At 59.7% G+C, this 21,284-nt stretch carries 15 protein-coding genes, 1 tRNA gene and 1 pseudogene; 10 read left to right on the plus strand and 7 right to left on the minus strand.

All coding sequences use genetic code 11. The features are described 5' to 3' along the window. Nucleotides 1-92 precede the first annotated feature (92 nt). Nucleotides 93-1,247 (minus strand): MalY/PatB family protein, encoded by a 1,155-nt coding sequence (locus KUF73_RS09125; protein ID WP_218437708.1) that lies wholly within the window; start codon nt 1,245-1,247, stop codon nt 93-95. Nucleotides 1,248-1,553: 306 nt separating this feature from the next. Here KUF73_RS09125 and fdnG point away from each other — a divergent pair, with 306 nt between their 5' ends. The 7 genes from fdnG (at nt 1,554) to KUF73_RS09160 (ending at nt 10,618) form a co-directional block, all read left to right on the plus strand. After that, nucleotides 1,554-4,619 (plus strand): formate dehydrogenase-N subunit alpha, encoded by a 3,066-nt coding sequence (fdnG, locus tag KUF73_RS09130; RefSeq protein WP_218437709.1) that lies wholly within the window; start codon nt 1,554-1,556, stop codon nt 4,617-4,619. Continuing rightward, nucleotides 4,620-5,555 (plus strand): formate dehydrogenase subunit beta, encoded by a 936-nt coding sequence (gene fdxH / locus KUF73_RS09135; RefSeq protein WP_218437710.1) that lies wholly within the window; start codon nt 4,620-4,622, stop codon nt 5,553-5,555. Continuing rightward, nucleotides 5,552-6,205 carry a formate dehydrogenase subunit gamma gene (locus tag KUF73_RS09140; protein ID WP_218437711.1) on the plus strand — a complete coding sequence of 218 codons (654 nt, stop codon included), beginning with the start codon at nt 5,552-5,554 and terminating at the stop codon, nt 6,203-6,205. The genes fdxH and KUF73_RS09140 overlap by 4 nt, the downstream gene beginning before the upstream one ends. 4 nt (nt 6,206-6,209) lie before the next feature. After that, nucleotides 6,210-7,136, plus strand: coding sequence for a formate dehydrogenase accessory protein FdhE (gene fdhE, locus KUF73_RS09145; protein ID WP_218437712.1), 927 nt, complete (start codon nt 6,210-6,212; stop codon nt 7,134-7,136). Between the two features lie 45 nt (nt 7,137-7,181). Continuing rightward, nucleotides 7,182-8,612 (plus strand): L-seryl-tRNA(Sec) selenium transferase, encoded by a 1,431-nt coding sequence (selA, locus tag KUF73_RS09150; RefSeq protein ID WP_218437713.1) that lies wholly within the window; start codon nt 7,182-7,184, stop codon nt 8,610-8,612. Next, nucleotides 8,609-10,516 carry a selenocysteine-specific translation elongation factor gene (gene selB / locus KUF73_RS09155; RefSeq protein ID WP_218437714.1) on the plus strand — a complete coding sequence of 636 codons (1,908 nt, stop codon included), beginning with the start codon at nt 8,609-8,611 and terminating at the stop codon, nt 10,514-10,516. Before selA ends, selB begins: the two co-directional genes overlap by 4 nt. Nucleotides 10,517-10,522: 6 nt before the next feature. Next, nucleotides 10,523-10,618 (plus strand) — tRNA-Sec (locus tag KUF73_RS09160). A 101-nt stretch (nt 10,619-10,719) separates the two neighbouring features. On the opposite strand, the gene KUF73_RS09165 is transcribed toward KUF73_RS09160, so the two are convergent. Then, nucleotides 10,720-11,997 carry an OprD family porin gene (locus KUF73_RS09165; protein ID WP_256345539.1) on the minus strand — a complete coding sequence of 426 codons (1,278 nt, stop codon included), beginning with the start codon at nt 11,995-11,997 and terminating at the stop codon, nt 10,720-10,722. Between the two features lie 112 nt (nt 11,998-12,109). Continuing rightward, on the minus strand, nt 12,110-12,763 hold the full coding sequence (locus KUF73_RS09170) for a hydrolase (protein WP_218437716.1): 654 nt from the start codon (nt 12,761-12,763) through the stop codon (nt 12,110-12,112). 241 nt (nt 12,764-13,004) lie between these two features. Here KUF73_RS09170 and KUF73_RS09175 point away from each other — a divergent pair, with 241 nt between their 5' ends. The 3 genes and pseudogenes from KUF73_RS09175 to KUF73_RS09185 all read left to right on the plus strand — a co-directional run. Then, nucleotides 13,005-14,099: an AI-2E family transporter gene (locus tag KUF73_RS09175; RefSeq protein WP_218437717.1), complete on the plus strand. Its 1,095-nt coding sequence runs from the start codon at nt 13,005-13,007 to the stop codon at nt 14,097-14,099. 26 nt (nt 14,100-14,125) lie between these two features. Next, nucleotides 14,126-15,736: a mechanosensitive ion channel family protein gene (locus KUF73_RS09180; protein WP_218437718.1), complete on the plus strand. Its 1,611-nt coding sequence runs from the start codon at nt 14,126-14,128 to the stop codon at nt 15,734-15,736. A gap of 177 nt (nt 15,737-15,913) precedes the next feature. Next, a pseudogene (locus tag KUF73_RS09185) lies at nt 15,914-16,831 on the plus strand (L-serine ammonia-lyase); the annotation flags it as partial. 75 nt (nt 16,832-16,906) lie between these two features. Here KUF73_RS09185 and KUF73_RS09190 read toward each other — a convergent pair. The 4 genes from KUF73_RS09190 to KUF73_RS09205 form a co-directional block, all read right to left on the minus strand. After that, nucleotides 16,907-17,716: a helix-turn-helix transcriptional regulator gene (locus KUF73_RS09190; protein WP_218437719.1), complete on the minus strand. Its 810-nt coding sequence runs from the start codon at nt 17,714-17,716 to the stop codon at nt 16,907-16,909. 19 nt (nt 17,717-17,735) lie between these two features. Beyond that, nucleotides 17,736-19,079, minus strand: a complete 1,344-nt coding sequence (locus KUF73_RS09195; protein ID WP_218437720.1) for an MFS transporter — start codon at nt 19,077-19,079, stop codon at nt 17,736-17,738. A gap of 64 nt (nt 19,080-19,143) precedes the next feature. Beyond that, nucleotides 19,144-19,332: a DUF2783 domain-containing protein gene (locus KUF73_RS09200; RefSeq protein WP_218437721.1), complete on the minus strand. Its 189-nt coding sequence runs from the start codon at nt 19,330-19,332 to the stop codon at nt 19,144-19,146. A 10-nt stretch (nt 19,333-19,342) separates the two neighbouring features. After that, nucleotides 19,343-21,043, minus strand: a complete 1,701-nt coding sequence (locus KUF73_RS09205; RefSeq protein WP_218437722.1) for an FAD-dependent monooxygenase — start codon at nt 21,041-21,043, stop codon at nt 19,343-19,345. Nucleotides 21,044-21,284: the final 241 nt, after the last annotated feature.

A 21,284-nucleotide genomic window follows, 5' to 3' on the forward strand; every position in this document is an offset into this window, starting at 1 on the left:
CGCCGAAGGCTGCGATCTTTTGATTTTGATTGTTAAAAACAAGATCAAAAGATCGCAGCCTTCGGCGGCTCCTACAGGGGGTGTGGGGTTGATCAGGCCTTTAGGTTACGCAAGCTGCGTTCCATCCGTGCGATCCCTTCTTCCAACAATGACCGTGGGCAGCCGAAATTCAGGCGCACGAACTGTTGGCATTCATCGCCGAAATCCAGGCCGGCGCTCAAACCGACTTTGGCCTGTTCGAGGAAGAACTGTTGCGGGTTGTCCAGTTCCAGCGCCGTGCAGTCGAGCCACGCCAGGTAGGTGCTCTGCGGCACGTTCATGGTGATGCCGGGCAAGCGAGTGCGAACGGCCTCAACCAGGTAATCGCGGTTGCCTTCCAGATAGGCCTTGAGTGCGTTCAGCCATGGCGCGGCTTCGCTGTAGGCGACGCGGGTGGCTTCCAGGCCCAGCGGGTTGACGCTGTCGACCATGCCACAACGGGCGTGGTTGACCTTCTCACGCAAGTGCCGGTCCTGAATGATCATGAACGAGGTCTTCAGCCCGGCGACGTTGTAGGCCTTGCTGGCCGACATCAGCGTAATGGTGCGCTGGGCGATTTGCGGGCTCAGCGTTGCCATTGGAATGTGTTGACGACCGTCGAAGCACAGCTCGGCATGGATTTCGTCGGAGATGATCCAGGCGTCGTGTTCCAGGCAAATATCGGCGATGGCTTGCAGCTCGGTGCGGGGGAACGCCTTGCCCAATGGATTGTGCGGGTTACTCAGCAGCAGGGCGCCGCCCCCTTGCAAGGACTGGCTCAAAGTTGCCAGTGGCGTGGCATAAGTGCCGTCCGGTTGCGCGTCAAAGCTCAGTTCAACTTTGTTCAGGCCCCAATGGGCTGGCGCATGGCGCAGCGGCGGGTAGTTCGGAACCTGCACGACGACATTCTGTTGCGGCTGAACCAGTGCCTTCAGCGCCATGTTGAACCCAGACTCGACCCCCGGCAGGAAGATCAGTTCTTGTGGCTCGACACACCAGGCGTACTTGTTCCACAGGTCGGCAACGATCGCATCGCGCAGGTCGTCCGGGGCCACGCTGTAGCCGACCATTGGGTGTTCCAGACGCTTTTGCAGGGCCTGGATAATCATCGGCGGCGCGGCGAAGTCCATGTCGGCAACCCACATCGGCAACACGTCAGCCGGGTAGCGGCTCCATTTAGTACTGCCGGTGTTATGGCGGTCGAACACCTGATCAAAATCGAAAGTCATGCGCAATCTCAGCAAAGGCGTGGTTGAACGTGGAGCAATGATAAACGCCAGTCACTGTAGGAGCGAGCCTGCTCGCGATTGCGGCGTCACATAGGGCATTGATGTCGGCTGACCCACCGCTATCGCGAGCAGGCTCGCTCCTACAGGTTATGTGTCGAGCAGGCCGGATTTGCCCGACGGTCGGCTCTCATGGCGAATTCGACAGCCCTGTCTAAAATTGAAATGTCGGCAGCCACGCTGCCGTAACCGTGTTTGCTCAGAAAACTCCGGCAAAGTACCGGATCCTCACCTGATCAGGAGTGCACGATGGACCTCAACCGTCGTCAGTTCTTCAAGGTCGCCGGTATCGGCCTTGCAGGCTCGAGCCTTGGCGCGCTGGGCATGGCCCCAACGCCAGCCTTCGCCGAGCAGGTGCGTCACTTCAAGCTCACCCACACCCATGAAACCCGCAACACCTGCCCGTATTGCTCGGTCGGCTGTGGGTTGATCATGTACAGCCAGGGCGATGCAGCGAAGAATGTCGTGCAAAGCATCATTCACATCGAAGGTGACGCCGACCACCCGGTCAACCGTGGCACCCTGTGTCCCAAAGGCGCGGGCCTGCTGGATTTCATTCACAGCCCGGGTCGCTTGCTATATCCGCAAGTGCGCAAGCCGGGTAGCAGTGAATGGACGCGCATTTCCTGGGATCAAGCGCTGGATCGCGTCGCCGACCTGATGAAGGCCGACCGTGATGCCAACTTCATCGAAAAAAACGCTCAAGGCCAAACAGTGAACCGCTGGCTAACCACCGGTTTCCTTGCGGCATCGGCGGCGTCCAACGAAGCCGGCTACATCACTCACAAGGTGATTCGCAGCCTGGGCATGCTGGGGTTTGATAACCAGGCGCGTGTCTGACACGGCCCGACGGTGGCAAGTCTTGCCCCGACGTACGGCCGTGGTGCCATGACCAATACCTGGACCGATATCGCCAACGCGAATCTGGTTCTAGTGATGGGCGGCAACGCAGCAGAAGCGCACCCGTGCGGTTTCAAATGGGTGACCGAAGCCAAGGCGCATAACAAGGCGCGGCTGATCGTGGTCGACCCGCGATTCACCCGGACGGCCTCGGTGGCCGACTATTACGCACCGATTCGCACCGGCACTGACATCGCCTTCATGGGCGGGCTGATCAATTACCTGCTGACCGAGGATAAAATCCAGCACGAATACGTGCGCAACTACACCGACGTATCGTTCATCGTCAAAGCCGGCTATGGCTTCGAGGACGGGATTTTCAGCGGCTACGACGTCGCCAAGCGCACTTACACCGACAAGTCCGGCTGGGGTTATGAACTCGGCGAAGACGGCTTTGCCAAAGTCGACCCGACCCTGCAAGACCCGCGCTGCGTCTACCAACTCATGAAGACGCACTACAGCCGCTACAACATCGACCTGGCGAGCCAGATTTGCGGCATGCCGGTCGACGCGATGCAGAAAATCTGGGAAGAAATTGCCACCTGCTCGGCACCGGGCAAGACCATGACGATTCTCTATGCCCTGGGCTGGACCCAACATTCGATTGGCTCGCAGATCATTCGCAGCGCAGCCATGGTGCAACTGTTGTTGGGTAACGTCGGCATGCCGGGCGGGGGCGTGAATGCCTTGCGCGGGCATTCCAATATCCAGGGGCTGACGGACCTCGGCCTCTTATCCAATTCGCTGCCCGGCTACCTCACATTGCCCATCGACGCCGAGCAGGATTACAACGCCTTTATCGTCAAACGCACGCAAAAACCGCTGCGTCCGGGGCAGTTGTCCTACTGGCAGAATTACAGCAAGTTCCACGTCAGCCTGATGAAGTCCTGGTACGGCGCTAACGCCACGGCTGAAAACAATTGGGCTTACGACTATTTGCCGAAACTGGACATTGCCCAATACGACATCCTCAAAGTGTTCGATTTGATGGGCCAGGGCAAGGTCAACGGCTACATGTGCCAGGGCTTCAATCCTATCGCCGCGTTGCCCGACAAGAACCGCGTGATGGCGGCGCTCGCCAAGCTGAAATGGCTGGTGGTCATGGACCCGCTCGCCACGGAAACTTCGGAGTTCTGGCAAAAGGTCGGGCCGTATAACGACGTCAACAGCGCCGATATTCAAACCGAAGTCATTCGCCTGCCGACCACGTGTTTTGCCGAAGAAGACGGTTCGCTGGTCAACAGCAGCCGCTGGCTGCAATGGCACTGGAAAGGTGCGGATGGGCCGGGCGAAGCGCAAACGGACATTCGGATCATGGCCGAGCTGTTCCTGCGCTTGCGCCAGCGCTATCAGACCGAGGGTGGTGCTTATCCCGATCCGCTGCTCAAGTTGACATGGCCGTACAAAATCGCTGACGAACCCTCGCCGGAAGAACTGGCCAAGGAAATCAACGGCAGCGCCACCACCGATTTCACCGATGCCACGGGGGCGGCGGTCAAAGCCAATTCGCAATTGGCGGCGTTCAGTCAGCTCAAGGACGACGGCAGCACGGCCTCCGGTTGCTGGATTTTCTGCGGCAGCTGGACTGAAGCGGGCAACCAGATGGCCCGCCGCGACAACAGCGACCCGTATGGCATGCACCAACATCAGGGCTGGGCGTGGGCGTGGCCGGCGAACCGGCGGATTCTCTACAACCGTGCTTCGGCTGATACCCAAGGCAAGCCGTGGGACCCGAAAAAACGCCTGGTGTGGTGGAACGGCAAGGCCTGGGGCGGCACCGATGTGCCCGATTACAAGGCCGATGTACCGCCGGAAGCCGGGATGAACCCGTTCATCATGAACCCCGAAGGCGTGGCGCGGTTCTTCGCCGTCGACAAGATGAACGAAGGCCCGTTCCCCGAACACTACGAGCCGTTCGAAACGCCCATCGGCATCAACCCGCTGCACCCGCAAAACAAGAAAGCCACCAGCAACCCGGCGGCACGGATCTTTGATTCGGTGTGGGAAACCCTCGGTGTGGCCAAGGATTACCCCTACGCCGCCACCAGTTACCGGTTGACCGAGCATTTCCACTTCTGGAGCAAGCACTGCAAGCTCAATGCGATTGCCCAGCCCGAGCAGTTTGTCGAAATCGGTGAGGTGCTGGCCAAGGAGAAAGGCATCGTCGCCGGCGACCGGGTGCGGGTCAGCAGCAAACGTGGGCACATCGAAGCGGTGGCGGTGGTGACCAAGCGAATCCGGCCGTTGCAGGTCAACAATCAGGTGGTGCACCAGATCGGTATCCCGTTGCACTGGGGCTTCACCGGCCTTACGCGTCACGGTTACCTGACCAACACCCTGGTGCCGTTCCTCGGCGATGGCAACACACAGACCCCGGAATCCAAGTCATTCCTGGTCAACGTGGAGAAAATCTAAATGGCCAGCCAAGACATCATTGCCCGCTCGGCCACCACCACCGTGCCGCCCTCGGTACGCAACCAGGAGGAAGTCGCCAAGCTGATCGACACCACCAAGTGCATCGGCTGCAAGGCCTGCCAGGTCGCCTGCTCGGAATGGAACGAGCTGCGCGATGAGGTCGGGCACAACCTGGGCACCTACGACAACCCGCAGGATCTCAGCGCTGAAACCTGGACCCTGATGCGCTTCACCGAGCATGAAACCGATGCCGGCAACCTGGAATGGCTGATCCGCAAGGACGGCTGCATGCATTGTGCCGAACCCGGTTGCCTGGCGGCATGCCCCAGCCCCGGCGCGATCATCAAGCATGCCAACGGCATCGTCGATTTCGATCAGGACCACTGCATCGGTTGCGGCTACTGCATCACCGGTTGCCCATTCAACATTCCGCGCATTTCGCAAAAGGATCACAAGGCTTACAAATGCACGCTGTGTTCGGATCGTGTCGCAGTAGGGCTGGAACCAGCCTGCGTGAAAACCTGTCCGACCGGTGCAATCGTGTTCGGCACCAAGGAAGACATGAAGGAACACGCAGCCGAACGCATCGTCGATCTCAAAAGTCGCGGCTTCGACAACGCAGGCCTGTATGACCCCGCAGGTGTTGGCGGCACCCATGTTATGTACGTGTTGCACCACGCCGATACGCCGAAACTCTATGCCGGGTTGCCCAGCGATCCGGTCATCAGCCCGTTGGTGGGCCTGTGGAAAGGGGTGAGCAAACCCTTGGGCCTGTTGGCCATGGGCTTGGCGGTGATTGTCGCGTTCTTCCACTACGTGCGCGTCGGGCCACAAATCGTCGAGGAGGATGAACTGCCCCCGGCGCATGATCCGGCGGTGCATGAAGTCGATCCGTCCGTGCACACCTATGATCCTAAAGGGGGGAACCGGCCATGATCCGCAGACAGATCCTGCGTTACACCGCCAACCAGCGCACCAATCACTGGCTGGTGGCGATCCTGTTTTTCATGGCGGGGTTGTCCGGGCTGGCGCTGTTTCATCCGGCGTTGTTCTGGCTGAGCGACCTGTTCGGCGGCGGGCCGTGGACGCGCATCCTGCACCCGTTCATGGGCGTGTTGATGTTTCTGTTGTTCCTTGGCTTGGTGTTTCGTTTCTGGCGCGCCAATTACTTCATCGCCAACGATCGTTTGTGGCTGAAGCGCATCGACCGGGTCATCAAAAATGAAGAGGAGGGCGTGCCCCCCATCGGTAAATACAACCCGGGGCAAAAGCTGCTGTTCTGGACTTTACTGCTGTGCATGCTTGGGCTGCTGTTCACGGGGCTGGTGATCTGGCGCGCGTATTTCAGCGCGTATTTCGGCATCACCTTGATTCGTTGGGCGATGCTATTGCATGCATTGGCCGGGTTCGTTCTGATCCTGAGCATCATCGTGCACATCTATGCCGGCATCTGGATCAAGGGCTCGATCAGCGCCATGGTGCATGGCTGGGTCAGCCGGGCATGGGCGAAAAAACACCATGAACTCTGGTACCGCGAAGTGACGCGTGACGAACGTCCCGACCCGCCACTGAGCAAAAAAGGATAAGGATTTGGCCACGATTCTGGAGCCGGGCGAGATTGAAGCGGCGGCGACATCACCGCCGTTTCTGCATCTGCCACCGTATAACCTGTTTACCTTGCGTGCGCTGCGCCTGGAGCGTCTGGCCGAAGGGCATCCGTTGGCCGATTATTTGCTGCTGGCCGCCGGGTTGTGCCACGCGCAGCAGCGTCTGATGGATGATCCGCCCGAAGCGGCGTCGCCGGACCCGCTGCGTGTCCGCCAATGCCTGGAACACGGTTTGCCGCCGTTCGCTGCCGACAGTCTGGTGCGCGAAGACGCGTGGTTGGCGTATCTCAAAGCCCTGTTGCAGCGATACCGGAGCCCAACGCAATTGGTGGTGGCGAAAGCCGTGGAGACACTGCGCGATGCCGACGTCGGACAACTCAAGGCCTGGGCGATCGCCTTGGTCAGCGGTCAATTCGCCTTGCTTCCGGCAGCCCTTGTGCCATTTCTCGGTGCCGCGTTGCAGGCCGCGTGGAGTCATTGGTTGCTGACGACGCCAGACCTTGCCCTGAAACCCGGCAACAGCCTCAACCAGTGCCCGGCCTGCGGTTCACCGGCCATGGCCGGGGTGATCCGGCATCGCGGCAAATACAACGGCTTGCGCTATCTGGTGTGTTCTTTGTGTGCCTGCGAATGGCACGTGGTGCGGGTCAAGTGTGTGTATTGCGAACAAAGCAAAGGCCTGCAATACGTCAGTTTCGACAGCGACCGGCATGCCGCCGATAAGGCACCCTTGCGCGCGGAGACCTGCCCCGGTTGTCACAGTTATCTGAAACAGATTTATCTGGAATGCGACGCCGAAGGCGAAGCGTTGTCTGCCGATCTGAGCAGCCTGATGCTGGACATGCGCCTTGAACAGGAAGGCTTTCAGCGCCCGGCACCGAATCTGTTGCTGGCACCCGGAGGCGACTGAAGCGAACGTCTACACTCAGGCGGTCCACGTTTGCGGGAGCGCCTGATGTCCTCCAGATCGACCAGCCCGGTCATGCGGCTACCTTCCATCGACAGCTTGTTGCGCCACCCCGCTTGCCAGCCTCTGGCCGAGCGTTATGGGCGTGATGCCTTGCTCGGCGGCCTGCGGCAATTACTCGAGGATTTGCGCGAAGCCGTCCTGACAGGGCAACTCAGCGAAGTCGAACTGGCTCCTGAAGTACTGGCGGGCAGGGTGGGCGAACGTCTTTCCATCCAGCATCGCAGCAATGTGCGCCGTGTATTCAACCTGACCGGCACGGTGCTGCACACCAATCTGGGCCGCGCCCTGTTACCGGATGAGGCTGTCGACGCCGTGCAAATGGCGGCGCGTTATCCGCTGAATCTGGAGTTTGACCTGCACAGCGGCAAGCGCGGCGACCGTGATGATTTGATCGAAGGTTTGATCCGCGAATTGACCGGTGCCGAAGCGGTGACCGTGGTCAACAACAATGCCGCCGCCGTGTTGCTTACCCTCAATAGCCTCGGCGCGCGCAAGGAAGGCATCATTTCCCGGGGTGAGCTGATCGAAATCGGCGGCGCTTTTCGCATCCCGGACATCATGGCCCGCGCCGGGGTGAAGTTGCATGAAGTCGGCACCACCAACCGCACACATGCCCGCGACTACGAGGCCGCCATCGGCCCGCGCAGCGGATTGGTGATGCGCGTGCATGCGAGCAATTACAACATTCAAGGTTTCACCACCAGCGTGCCGACCGCAGAGTTGGCGCAACTGGCGCACGAGCACGGTTTGCCTCTGCTGGAAGACTTGGGCAGTGGCAGCCTGCTGGACCTCACACGTTGGGGGTTGCCCGCCGAACCGACGGTGCGCCAGGCGTTGCTCGATGGCGCGGACATTGTCACCTTCAGCGGCGACAAACTGCTCGGCGGCCCGCAGGCCGGGTTGATCGTCGGCCGCAAAGAGCTGATCACGCGAATCAAGAAAAACCCGCTGAAACGAGCGTTGCGGGTCGACAAGTTGACCCTGGCCGCCCTTGAAGCAGTGCTGGGCCTGTACCGCAATCCCGATCGTTTGGCCGAACGTTTGCCGAGCCTGCGTTTGTTGACGCGCGCACAAACCGAGATTTTCGCCCAGGCCGAACGCCTGCAACCGTCATTGGCGCGGGTGTTGGGCGATGCCTGGAACGTCAGCGCCGTGGCGGCGCTGGGCATGATCGGCAGCGGCAGCCAACCGGTGGCACGGTTGCCGAGCGCCGCATTGTGCTTGCGACCGAATACCTCGAAACGCTTGCGCGGTCGATGCCTGCATGGGCTGGAGGAATCCCTGCGCAACTTGCCGATTCCGGTGCTCGGTCGCATCGATGATGACGCCTTGTGGCTCGACCTGCGGCAACTCGACGACGAGCCAGCGTGGCTGGCGCAACTCGATCAGTTGCAGGACGAGGGTCGGGCAGGGTGATCGTGGGCACCGCTGGGCACATCGATCACGGCAAGACAGCCTTGCTCCAGGCCCTGACGGGTCAGGCCGGTGATCGACGCCGGGAAGAGCGCGAGCGGGGCATGACCATCGACCTCGGCTATCTCTATGCCGAGTTGGAACCGGGCGCGGACCTCACGGGGTTTATCGACGTGCCCGGTCATGAACGGTTCACCCACAACATGCTTGCCGGGGCGCAGGGCATTGATCTGGTGTTGCTGGTGGTGGCCTCCGATGACGGGGTGATGCCGCAGACCCGGGAACATCTGGCCATCGTCGAACTGCTGGGCATCCGGAGGGCGTTGGTGGCGATCAGCAAATGCGACCGCGTCGAAGCGTCTCGGGTGCAGGCCGTGCACGAGCAAATCACCAACTTGCTGGCACCCGGTCCCTACGCCGATGCGCCGCAAATTGCCCTGTCGAGCGTGACCGGGCAGGGCGTTGACACCTTGCGGCAAGCCTTGATCGATGCGCAGCGTGACGTGCTTCAACGCAGCCTCAGCGGCGGTTTTCGCCTGGCGATAGATCGGGCATTCAGTGTGGCGGGCGCGGGTATCGTGGTCACCGGCACGGCGGTGTCGGGGCAGGTGGCAGTGGGCGACACGTTGATGCTCGGTCCGCTCGGCAAACCCGTGCGGGTACGCGGCCTGCATGCGCAGAATCAAGCCACCGAAATCGCCATGACCGGGCAGCGCGTCGCGTTGAATATCAGTGCCGATCGCCTGGCACTGGAGCAGATTCATCGCGGTCAGTGGCTGTCGGCAGAGTGGCTTTATGCACCGACCCAACGACTGGACATCGACCTTCAGCTATTGCCCGGTGAACTCCGCGCCTTCGAACACTTTCAACCGGTGCATGTTCACATCGGTACGCAGGACCTGACCGGGCGCGTGGCTTTACTGGAAGGTTCCAGCCTGGCACCGGGCGAGAGGATGTTCGCGCAAATTCTGCTGAATTCAGCGGTACAGGCGGTGAAGGGCGACCCGGTGATCTTGCGCGACCAAAGCGCGCAACGCACCCTTGGCGGCGGTCGAGTGCTTGACCCATTTGCGCCGACCCGGCAACGGCGCAGCCCCGAGCGTTTGGCGCAGTTGCAGGCACTGAATAGCACCTCGCAACTGGAAGATGTCCTGCCGGCATTGTTGGCCAACAGCGAAACCGGGCTCGAACCGCAACGTCTGGAGCGTCAGTTCAATCACCCGCGTGCGACGTGGGCGCTGCCGGCCGATGTTCGCCTGATCGACACCCGCCAGGGCTCGCTGCTGTTCAGCGCGATCCGCTGGGAAGCTTTGAAAGTGCAGCTGCTGGAACACTTGGCGCGCTTCCATGCAATGGAGCCGGATCAAATGGGACCGGACCGGGACCGCTTGCGGCGCTTCGCCGGCAGCCCTCTCGACCGCCCGGCCTTCATCAGTTTGCTCGACGAATTACTGGCCGCTGGCACCATCGCTGCCAGTGGGCCGTGGCTGCATTTGCCCGATCACCAGGTGCGTCTGAGTGAAGACGATGAAAGCCTCTGGCGAAAATTGCAGCCGCGGTTCGAAGCCGCCGGTTTCGACCCACCTTGGGTACGCGAACTGGGTCATGACGAAACCGCCGTGCGAACGTTGCTGCGCAAAATGGCGCGGCTGGGGTTGTTGCACCAGGTGGTCCGCGACCTGTTTTACACCGACACGATGATTCGGCGATTGGCGGCTATGCTGTTGCAACTGGCCGAAGGCAACCCGGTGATTCAGGTGTCAGCGTTTCGCGATGCGCTGGGCCTGGGTCGCAAGCGCAGTATCCAGATACTCGAATACTTCGACCGGCTTGGCCTGACGCGGCGCGTTGGCGACAAACGCCAGATCCGCCTCGATAACGCTTTGGCTCAACAACAAGAGCCCTGATTTCAAGGAAGGTAATCGCGCCCGGTGGCGCGGCCGGGCTTCAAACCCGGTTGGGGACGGCATCCGTTCCCGGGCCGGTTCGACTCCGGCTACCTTCCGCCATTTTCCTTATCTTATGTAGCTGCCGCAGGCTGCGATCTTTTGATCTTAAAAAAAGATCAAAAGATGGCAGCCTGCGGCAGCTCCTAAAGGGACGTTTTTGATTAGAAGGGTCCGAAGTTCAACGGGTACTGGATGACTATATAAATCCGGTCGATGTCATCGCCTTCCTGAGCCGTATTCGCCCGGTGCGAGACGTGGGACACCTGCAGGGTCAAGTCCTTGGCCGCTCCAGACTGGACGACGTAGCGCAAGTCTATGTCGCGCTCCCAATGCTTTCCGCCGTCTCCTTGCTGCGGCACAAACTGCCCCGTCGAGGCATCGAACGGGTTGTAGGCACCACCCTGGGGGGCGTGGGTGCCGTCGATATGGCTGCCCCTGACATAACGGGTCATGAAGTTCAGGCCCGGTATGCCGAACGCGCCAAGATCGAGGTCGTAGCGGGCCTGCCACGAGCGCTCGCCAGCGCCGTTGAAGTCGGCGTACTTGATTGAGTTGGCCAGGTAAATCGAATCGCCACCGACAAAGTCGAACGGCGTATCGCCATCGACTTGTTGATACGCCACGGTAAAGCCATGCGCATCGACGGTGTATTTGCCCGACAAGCTGAACGCGGTGTTATCGATGGCGCCTGCCAGCGCCTGGCCGGTGTCCCGCGTATGGTAAACATTAGCGTCGAGAAACCATCGGGACTGCTTCAAATGCAGGTTGGCGTAGTACTGATGCCAGGTGTCGGTCAGCTCTGAGGCATACAGCGCGCCGCCGACAGGGCTCTGTGTGAACAGGTCAGCCCCCAGAAACGAGATGCCGCCCGCTACGGTGTTGGCCCCGTAACCGTAAAAATTGCCCTTGCCCGATGAACTGTCCTGATTCTTGAACGCCGTGAAGTGCCCGGCTTGCAGATTCACGTTATCGATTTCGCGGCTGTTCAACAGAAACCCCGTGGCGTACTCCGGTTGCAGGCGTTTGTCGGCGGTGTCGAATACCGGGGTTTCCACCATCATTTCGCCATAAGCCAGCGTCGTTCTGGAGGCACGGAGCTTGAGCGCGCCGCCACCGCTGGAGTAGTTATCCTCACTGCGGCCTTCAGCATCGAGCGGCAACAGCCCCGTCCCGGAATGGCCCTTGCCGCCATCCAGTTTCAATCCCAGGAAGGCGTGGGCATCCAGGCCAACACCCACCGTTCCCGGTGTGAATCCGGATGCAAAAGAGCTGATAAAGCCTTGAGCCCACTCTTGTTTGTAGTTCTTGCCACTGGGAGAAGGCGATCGGTAGTCGCTATTGATGTAGAAGTTTCGACTGAGCACATCAAGTGATGCAGCGTCGAAAAAACCTTGCGCGGGCTCATCAGCCAGGGCCGTTCCGGCTGTGCCGATGAACATCAGTGACAGCCACAATGGATACCGGCTGCCGTGGTAAAGCGAGAAAAACGTCATGGGTCAGGTACCAAGGGGGAGCGACTGCGCACTATTGGCAGTCGCTTTTTTTCCAGGCTTAGTGGCCTTCCGACGCACCAAACATGGTCTTGGCGTAGATCAACCCAAGACCGTAGCTGCCACCGTTGGCGATCGAGGTTTTCACGGTTTCGTCGTAAGTTTCGGTACGTGCCCAGTCACGCTGCAGTTCAAGCAGATACTGCAACGACGTCATAGGCCGGGCGCCGATCTGGATCATGCGCTGCAGGGCCATTTCGTGGGCTTCGGTGGTGACGTCGCCACAGGCATCGGCGATCACGTAGACCTCGAAACCCTGATCGATGGCCGACAGCGCCGGGCCAACGATACACACGGAGGTCCACAGGCCGGCCAGTACGATTTTCTGTTTGCCGAAGGCGTTCACTTCAACGGCAATGCGCTCGTCTTCCCAAGTGTTCATGCTGGTCCGGTCGATCACATTGTGTTCCGGGAACACCGACTTGATTTCGTCGAAGATCGGACCGGAAAAACTCTTCTCGGCAACCGTGGTGAGGATGGTCGAGACCTTGAAGCCGCGTGCAGCCTTGGCGACGAGGGCGGCGTTGTTGCGCAGCGTGACGGCGTCGATCGACTTGGTCGCGAAGGACATTTGCGACTGGTGATCGATCATGATCAACGTGTGGTCAGTCGGCGTCAGCAGGGTTTTGCCGGGTACAGCTTTTGCGATGGCCATGAGTCTGTCCTTACGGGTGAGTGAGGACGACAGGGTGGCGCAGATTCAGTCGCGGCGATTGAGTCGGTGTGCTGTGTTGGGCTGTTTTTTCCAGAGACGACGAACGGGCTCGTTGTCTACGCGGGCACTCGATCCCGAGCGTCGTTCTGTTGAAGCTGCGTTGATCCTTCGTGCTTTGTATTGAGCGTCTATGCTGGGCTAACTGATCCTGAACCTTTGCATCGATCTGCAAGGAGCATTCATGCTGCCCACGTCCATTTCCGCAAAGGCGTTGTCCCGCGGCCTGCTCGATGTACTGATCCGCGCCGGACTGATCCTGGTTCTGGTGCTGTTCTGCTTTGAGATCTTCAAGCCGTTTCGCGACTTGATGCTGTGGTCGCTGATTCTCGCGATCACCCTTTACCCGCTGCAACAAAAGCTCATGGGGCCGATGGGGAAAAAGGAAGGTTATACAGCGACGTTGATCGTGCTGGTGGCCATTGTGATCCTGATGGTCCCCGTCTACCTGTTGGGCGCCTCGTTTGCCGACTCGGTCGAGAGCGCCATGGCCCTGGTCAAGAACGAAGGCGTGCATATTCCGCCGCCGGATCCATCTGTTGCCGGTTGGCCGGTGGTGGGTAAGCCGCTGACGGCGCTCTGGCAGCAGGCCGCTACCGATCTTCCCGACCTGACCGCCAAGTACATTCCGCAAATCAAAGGCGTCAGCCTGGAGCTGCTCAGTAAACTGGCCGGCGTTGGCATGGGGTTCCTCACCTTTATCTTCGCGCTGATCATTGCCGGGATTTTCATGGCCCACGGTGAAGCGGGAAGCCAAAGCGCGGTGCAGATCGCGTCCCGACTCAATGGTCCGGAGAAAGGTCCGAAAATTGCCGAGCTATGCACCGCAACCATCCGCGCGGTGGCGCTTGGGGTGGTCGGCATTGCGTTCATTCAAACATTGTTGGTGGGCCTCGGTTTTGTCTTGAAAGGTGTGCCCGGCGCCGGACTGCTGGCATTGGCCGTGCTGTTGCTGGGCATCATGCAGTTGCCGGTGACGCTGATTACGGTGCCGGTGATCGCCTTTGTGTTCGCCACCGAGGGCGCTAGTACGGCGACCATCGTGTTTGCCATCTACGTGTTCATCGCGGGCCTGGTGGACAACGTACTCAAGCCCTTGCTGCTGGGGCGCGGTGTCGACGTGCCGATGCCAGTGGTGCTGATCGGTGCCCTGGGCGGTATGGTCACCAGCGGCATCCTCGGTTTATTCATTGGGCCTGTGGTGCTTGCGGTCGGCTATCAACTGTTCTGGCAGTGGGTACGGGATCGGCCGCAGGAAGAACCTCAACCATTGCCCTGAAACCTGTGATGTAAAGGAACCCAAGCATGCGCAGCAGGGCAATTACAGCGGTCGTTGGCGTTTTCTGTTTATTTTGCTCAGTGTTCCTGTGGGCCGAGGACGCACCCAAGGCCGCGGATGCTCCCGTCGAGCTCAAGGTCGCCAATCGCAGTGTCATGGTGTTCCGGGCCACGTTACTCGGTGAAGCGCCGGCGTTTCGGGTCACACGGGCCAAAGTGGTGATTCAGGAGGCACTGGATGACGCGGATAATCTGAACGTCACGCTCGACCCGATCCAGAACAGTTACCTGGTGTTGATAGGGGCCAAACGCGCCTTCATCGTGTCGCCCAAGGATGTCGACAGTGTTGGCACCGCTTCGGTGTTGCAGACGGCCGAACAGGCGGCAGGCAACCTGCGCCTGGTGGTCGCGGAAACCCAGGAAGCACGCAGCCTGAAGCTGATTCTCAGGGCGTTGGTCGCTGCGGCACTGGCCACCGCCATCTATCTCGCGTTGCTGTGGGGCATGGTTTACCTGCGACGCCGATTGCTGAAGAAACTCCCGGAGTTGATGCGTCGACATACACAGGCCTTGAGGGTAGGGCGCATCCAGTTGATCGATGCCAATTTCCTCTATCCACTGGCCAGCCGCGTGCTGTGGTTGCTGCGTTGGCTGGTGGTGTTGCTGCTGACGTACGAGTGGCTGGGCTTTGTCCTGTCGCGTTTCCCCTATACCCGACCGTGGGGTGAAAGCCTCAACAACTACTTGCTGGAAGTGGCCGGTTATCTGTTTCAAGGAATCGTCGGCGCGGTGCCAGGTTTGGGCGTAGCCCTGATGATTTTCTTCATTGCCCGGGGTGCCAGCGCCTTCAGCAAAGGCATATTGCGGCGTCTGGCCAGTCCCGGTGCATTCAACTGGCTGAATCAGGAAACCCTGCAACCGACCACGCGCCTGACCTCCCTGGCCATCTGGCTGTTCGCACTGGCCATGGCTTATCCCTACCTGCCGGGCGCGGGCACCGATGCGTTCAAGGGCTTGTCGGTGTTGATCGGCCTGATGATTTCGCTGGGGGCCACCAGCGTGGTCGGTCAGGCGGCGTCGGGTTTGATCCTGACGTACACGCGAACCCTGCGGCCGGGTGAGTTCGTGCGCATTGGCGAATACGAAGGCACGGTGACTGAGCTGGGAATGTTCACCACGCGCATCCGCACAGGTCTGGGCGAGGTGCTGACGCTGCCCAATTCGATGATCACCAACACGGTTACCAAGAACTATTCCCGAACCGTGCAGGGCGCCGGTTATGTGGTCGATACCGTGGTGACGATCGGCTACGACACGCCATGGCGCCAGGTCGAAGCCATGCTACTGGAAGCCGCCAAACGTACCGCCGGCATACTCGAAGACCCGGCACCGCAAGTGTTCCAGACTGCATTGTCAGACTTCTACCCGGAATACCGCCTGGTGGCACAAGCCATCCCCAGCTTGCCGCGTCCACGGGCAGTGTTGCTCAGCATGTTGCACGCCAATATCCAGGATGTGTTCAACGAGTACGGCGTACAAATCATGTCGCCGCACTACTTTGGTGATCCTCGGGAAGAGAAGTGGGTGCCGAGGGAAAAATGGTTTTCAGCGCCTGCGCAAGAGCCGAAAGAGCCTTGACGCGGGCCAATCCATACATCGAAGCCAAACGACCTTGGCACATTGCGCCTTACTGACTCCAGTTCGCCATCGGTAGTGGCGGACACTTAGGGGGCGATCTCTGACACGCCTTGATGATCCCAGGCACCGACAATCGGGTGAATTCCTCACACCTATGAAGCGGCGCGGAGATCGACGATGGCTATCAGTGTTTTTGATTTGTTCAAGATTGGAGTCGGCCCCTCCAGTTCCCATACTGTCGGCCCGATGCGTGCAGGGGCTATGTTTGTCGAAGCGTTGCGCGAACTGCAAATGCTGGCGCAGGTGCAGCGTATCGAGGTGCGATTGTTCGGTTCGCTGGCGGCCACGGGCATTGGGCATGGCACCGATAAAGCAGTGATCATGGGGTTAATGGGGGAGTGGCCGGATAAAGTCGACCCGCTGTTGATTGAGCCGCGCTTGCTGGACTTGCATGAGACGCAATGCCTGCTGTTGGCCGGCGAGTTCCGAGTGCCGTTTGTCTGGCAACGAGACATGCGTCTGCTGGATGAAAATCTTCCCTATCATCCCAATGCCATGACCTTGAGCGCGTACGCCGAGGATCAACTGCTGCTGTGCGAAACTTACTATTCCATCGGTGGTGGCTTCGTTGTAGATCAACAGCAAGCTGCCAGTGGTCAGCTTGATCAAGATCAGAGCGAACTGCCTTACGATTTCAGCACGGCTGCGCAAATGTTGAGCCAGTGCAAGACTCATGGGCTACGAATTTCCCAGCTGATGCTAGCGAACGAGCGAGTATGGCGAAGCGAAGAGGAGATCCGCCAGGGTCTGGCGCAGATCTGGCGGGCGATGCGTACCTGTGTGGACGCCGGACTCAAGCACGAAGGCGTCCTGCCCGGCGGGCTGAATGTGCAGCGTCGCGCGGCGCGCCTGCACCGCAGCCTGCTGGAAATCGGCAAACCCAATGTCATCGGATCGACCTTGAGCGCCATGGAGTGGGTGAACCTGTTTGCCTTGGCGGTCAACGAAGAAAACGCGGCCGGCGGGCGCATGGTCACCGCCCCCACAAACGGCGCGGCCGGGATTATTCCAGCGGTATTGCACTACTACATGAAATTGGCAGGTGCTCTCGGGCATGTCGGTCATGCACACTGATTTTGTTGTGCCTATGACCTCGATGGACGTTGCAGGTCAGGCCCACTGTGCTTGCGTAGCAAGCCCGAATAACTCTCGCAGACCACTGACCCCCAGCTTGCGGTATAGGCGTTTGACGTAAGTCGCAGCGCTGAGGGGCTTTACGCCCAGTTGCTCGGCAATCACTTCAACTTCGAGGCCGGTCATCATCAGGCGCAACAGTTCCTGTTCACGCAGGGTCAACTCAACGTGCTGTTGTCTTATCAGCCGCTCCGTCAGCAGCAGTGGCAGTTCGTTGGCTTGCAGGTAAGCCTGGTAATGCAGGCGCACCACCTGAATCAGCAACGGGGCGATGGTTTCCAGGTAGCCCATTTCCCGTTGGGAAAAATGTCCGTGCTCATGGCCGCGATAGAAGTTTATCGATAGCCAGCGATTGCTTTCACAGTGGGTCAGCAAGGCGACTCGCTCGGTGATCTGCGGTTGCTCGTAGCAGATCCGCCGATACTCGGTGTGGGTAATGTCGTCGATGGACTGGCGCTGCACGATGGTGCTTGCGTTCACCCCAGGGTTGTTCATGACCTGCTGGTTGCCATCCTGGCCAAAGAAGCGCTGGACGTATTTGCTGGATATCACCGGCAACGACACTTCCCGGGCCCGGTCCGCGAAGGAGAAAACCTGCGGGTTGCGGCGTTGCGGGTAGGCGAAGATCGTGCACTGCGCCAACGGCACACTGGGGCCAATCACCTGAAGCAAGTCGGCGGCGAGAAACCTGCTGCGGTTTTGGTCAACCCTCGCCAGCAGGTTGGCGACGTGAATCAGATTGAGGCTGTGGTCGCTGTTGCCAGGTCGCAACGTCCAGTACTGCATGACGAACTCCGGTAAGTGATTACGCCGCGCCGGGGGGGCGTGCTGCCAGTGGCAGGCGCAACGCCAGCAGGGCGCCGATGATCATCAGGATCGACGCATAGGCAAAACCTGAGCCGAAGCTGTGGGTCAGGTCTTTCAGCCAGCCGATGACCAACGGGTTAAGCGCCGAGCCGATATTGCCCACCGCATTGATCACGGCAATGCCTATCGCACGAGCACGCCAACTCAAGGCTTGGTCCGGCGTGGTCCAGAATATCGACATGGCGCTGTAAGAACCACTGGCAGCCATGCAAACACCGACCAGCTGCAGCGCTGCGTCAGTGGACACCCCGGTGAGTATCCAGCCGAACGCCGCCAACAGCATCGGGAGCACCAGGTGCCAGCGACGTTCGCGAGTGCGATCCGAGTGCAAGCCCCAGACGATCATCAGCACAATGGTGCAGATTTGCGGGATGGCCGCCAGCAAACCGATTTGCGCGTTACTGCCAGCGCTGTTGAAGCTTTTCACAATCAACGGGGTCCAGACCGCGATCATTGCCAAGGTGTTCACCAGGCAAAAGTACACCAGGCAGAACAGCGCAATACGTGGCGACAACAGTTCGTTCAACACGCTGCGAGGCGGCGTGGCAGCGGTTGCATTGGCCTTGTCGTGGTCGGTATCAAGGGCTTGCTCCAGCAGCGCCAGTTCCTCTTTATCCAGCCATTTGGCATGCTGGGGGCGGTCATCCAGATAATAAAAAACAACGAACCCCATCAATACCGAAGGCAGGCCCTCGAGCAGAAACAGCCATTGCCAGCCTTTCAGGCCCCACACGCCATCCAAACCCAAAATAACCCCTGACAGGGCCGAGCTGAAACCGGCGGTGAAGGGCATCGCGATCATGAACAGGGCGTTGGCCCGAGCACGGTAGGCAGCAGGGAACCAGAAGGTCAGGTAAAGCAACACGCCGGGCAGAAAGCCGGCTTCGGTAATCCCCACCAGCATGCGCAGCAAGTACAGGGAATGGGCGTCCGTGGCGAACAGTGTGCAGGTGGAGGCTACACCCCAGGCAATCATCAGGCTGCCGATCCAGCGCCGGGCACCGATCTTGGCCAGGGCGATGTTGCTGGGAATGCCACAGGCGATGTAGGCGATATAGAAAACGGTTGAGGCCAAACCAAACTGTGTTCCAGTGAGGCCAAGATCTTCCATCATGGTCAGGCCGGCAAAGCCGATATTGATGCGATCCAGGAACGACAGCACGAAGCAGGCAAACAAGAAAATGATCAGTCGTCTGGAGACTTTATTGCAGACACTTTGATAGCGGTCGCGAGCGTGCGCGGCCGCCGTGATGGCTGCACGGGTGGCGTGGGTCGGAGTCATCGGGGACTTCCTGTTTTATTGTTATAGGGACGTTGGCGGCCTGTTGCGACAGGCCCGCTGAGCGCTACAGGTCGAGCAATGCCGCGCGGGTTAATTGGTTGAATTGCTCGGTATCGCCAAGCGCTTCGGCGCTGAGCAGCGCCAGTTTCACCAGGAATTTTTCACGTTGGCTTTCCGGTGCCTGGTCGATGGCGTCGGCGAGTTGGTCGTAAACATTTTCCAGGTCGGTAATGGTCAGTTTTTTCGGGGTCATGGTCTTGTCCTCACTCATTGCCCAAGGCTGTTTCGATGGACTTGTGTAACGCCGATCCGCTGAGTTGCTGCCAGCGCGCGCAGACGTGTTGGTCCGGGCGTGCCAGATAAGCCGTGCCAGGCATCGCGCCATATTTGTCGTGCAGGTGGGCATTTCGATCATCAATACATTCATCGGCACCGCTGACGTCGGTTTGCTGTTGGCCTGCGATAGCGATGATCTGCAATGGCACACCCTGTTCGCGCAAGGTCCGGATGACGGTCTGAATCTCCATCGGTATTTCAGCATCGTCGGTGAAGTACAGAAGACAGAACGATGCGCCGAGCTTGTCGAAGAGGAACTGCTCATCGCCCAGTTTCACATTCAAAAGCGGAGCCCCTTGGCGCGGACCGTTCTCAAAACCGAGGTTGTCGTCGTCCTTGCAGTTGAGAGGCGAGTCGACGTAGTCGTGCGGGCGGGAAGTGCGCCAATGGTAGAGCGGGCGGACGAAGGCCTGGGTCAGCGACAGTGACAGTACGGCGTCGCGCACCAGGCAATGCCCCGGCGTTGGCGGGGTCATGAAGCGCGTGCTTTTGCCCGCTTCGGCGATGATCTCGCGGGCGGCACTTACGCGCTCTGAACTGTAGGACTGAAGCAGGCGAGGGCGGGCCAGTCCCTTGATGGTCAGGGCCAGCTTCCAGCCCAGATCATGGCAATCCTGGAACCCGGTATTAGCGCCGCGCACGCCAAAAATCGGCAGCAGGTGCGCCGCATCACCGGTGAAAATCACCCGGTCATGGATATAGTCCGGCAGGGTCAATGCCCTTGCCGAATAGACTGAACACCAATCCAGTTCCCACTGTGGATTTTCCACGCCGACGATGGCCAGTTGCGCATTGATTCGCTCACGCAGGGACTCCGGCGACAAAGCCTGGGCCGGTGTTTCATCGCGCGGCAACTGATAGTCGATTCGCCAGATATTTCCGGGTTCGCGGTGCATCAGCACCGTGTTTCCAGGGTTCCAGTGCGGGTCGAAGTAGGCCAGTCGTTCGGTTGGCAAATCGAGGTCGATTTTTATATCGGCGATCACGAAGCGACCTTCGTAGGCAGCGCCTTCGAGCTTCAAACCGAGCAGGCTGCGAATCGCAGAGCGCGCGCCATCGGCCGCCACCACCCAATTGGCCTCCAGCAAGTAACTGCCGGCCGGGGTATCGATTTCCAGGGTCGCGTACTCGTCGGCCTGGGTCAGTTTTTCGACCTTGTTGCCCCAACGTATCTCGGTCAGCGGATTGGCCTGGCAGGCGTCGACCAGAAATTGCTCCAGACGCGGCTGCTGCAAGTTGGTCATCGGCGGGTAGCGATCATCCGGGTCGTGGGGCGCTTCCATGCGAAAGACCCGCTGGTTGCGATAGAAAGAGTTGCCGAAACGCCAACCCAAACCGGCTTCGGTCACACGCTCAGCAACACCGATCTGCTGAAGAATCTCCAGCGAGCGGCGAGTGAAGACGATGGCGCGGCTGCCTTCGCTGACTTGCCGTTCGGACTCAAGCACGATCGACGGAATGCCGTAGCGAGCCAGATCCAGTGCGGCGGTCAGGCCGATAGGGCCGGCGCCGACAATGACCACTGGTCGACGCTCAACCTGGCTTGCACCCACGCTGGCTGTATGAGCAGGAAAAACCTGGTAATCGAAATAGATAGAACGGCGTGGCTCGGCGAGCGGTGTGTGCATCGCGATGCGTCTCCGGTTTTTTTGATTGTTGGCCCGATCAGGGTTCGGAAGTGAGGCCAACTCTAAAGCCAGAATTGCAAAGCGATGTCCCCTGAAGGGGACAAGATGAAAGAGGCATCAAGTCAAATACCCACCACAAAGGGGCGGTGCGCTGATGGGGGGAACTTGCAAGCAGGATGCAATGTATCTGCCATGGACAGCTCGCAATTCAATCCCGAGCAATCTTGTCATTTGCCAAGGC

It is taken from the genome of Pseudomonas sp. PD9R (assembly GCF_019200975.1).
Taxonomy (GTDB): domain Bacteria; phylum Pseudomonadota; class Gammaproteobacteria; order Pseudomonadales; family Pseudomonadaceae; genus Aquipseudomonas.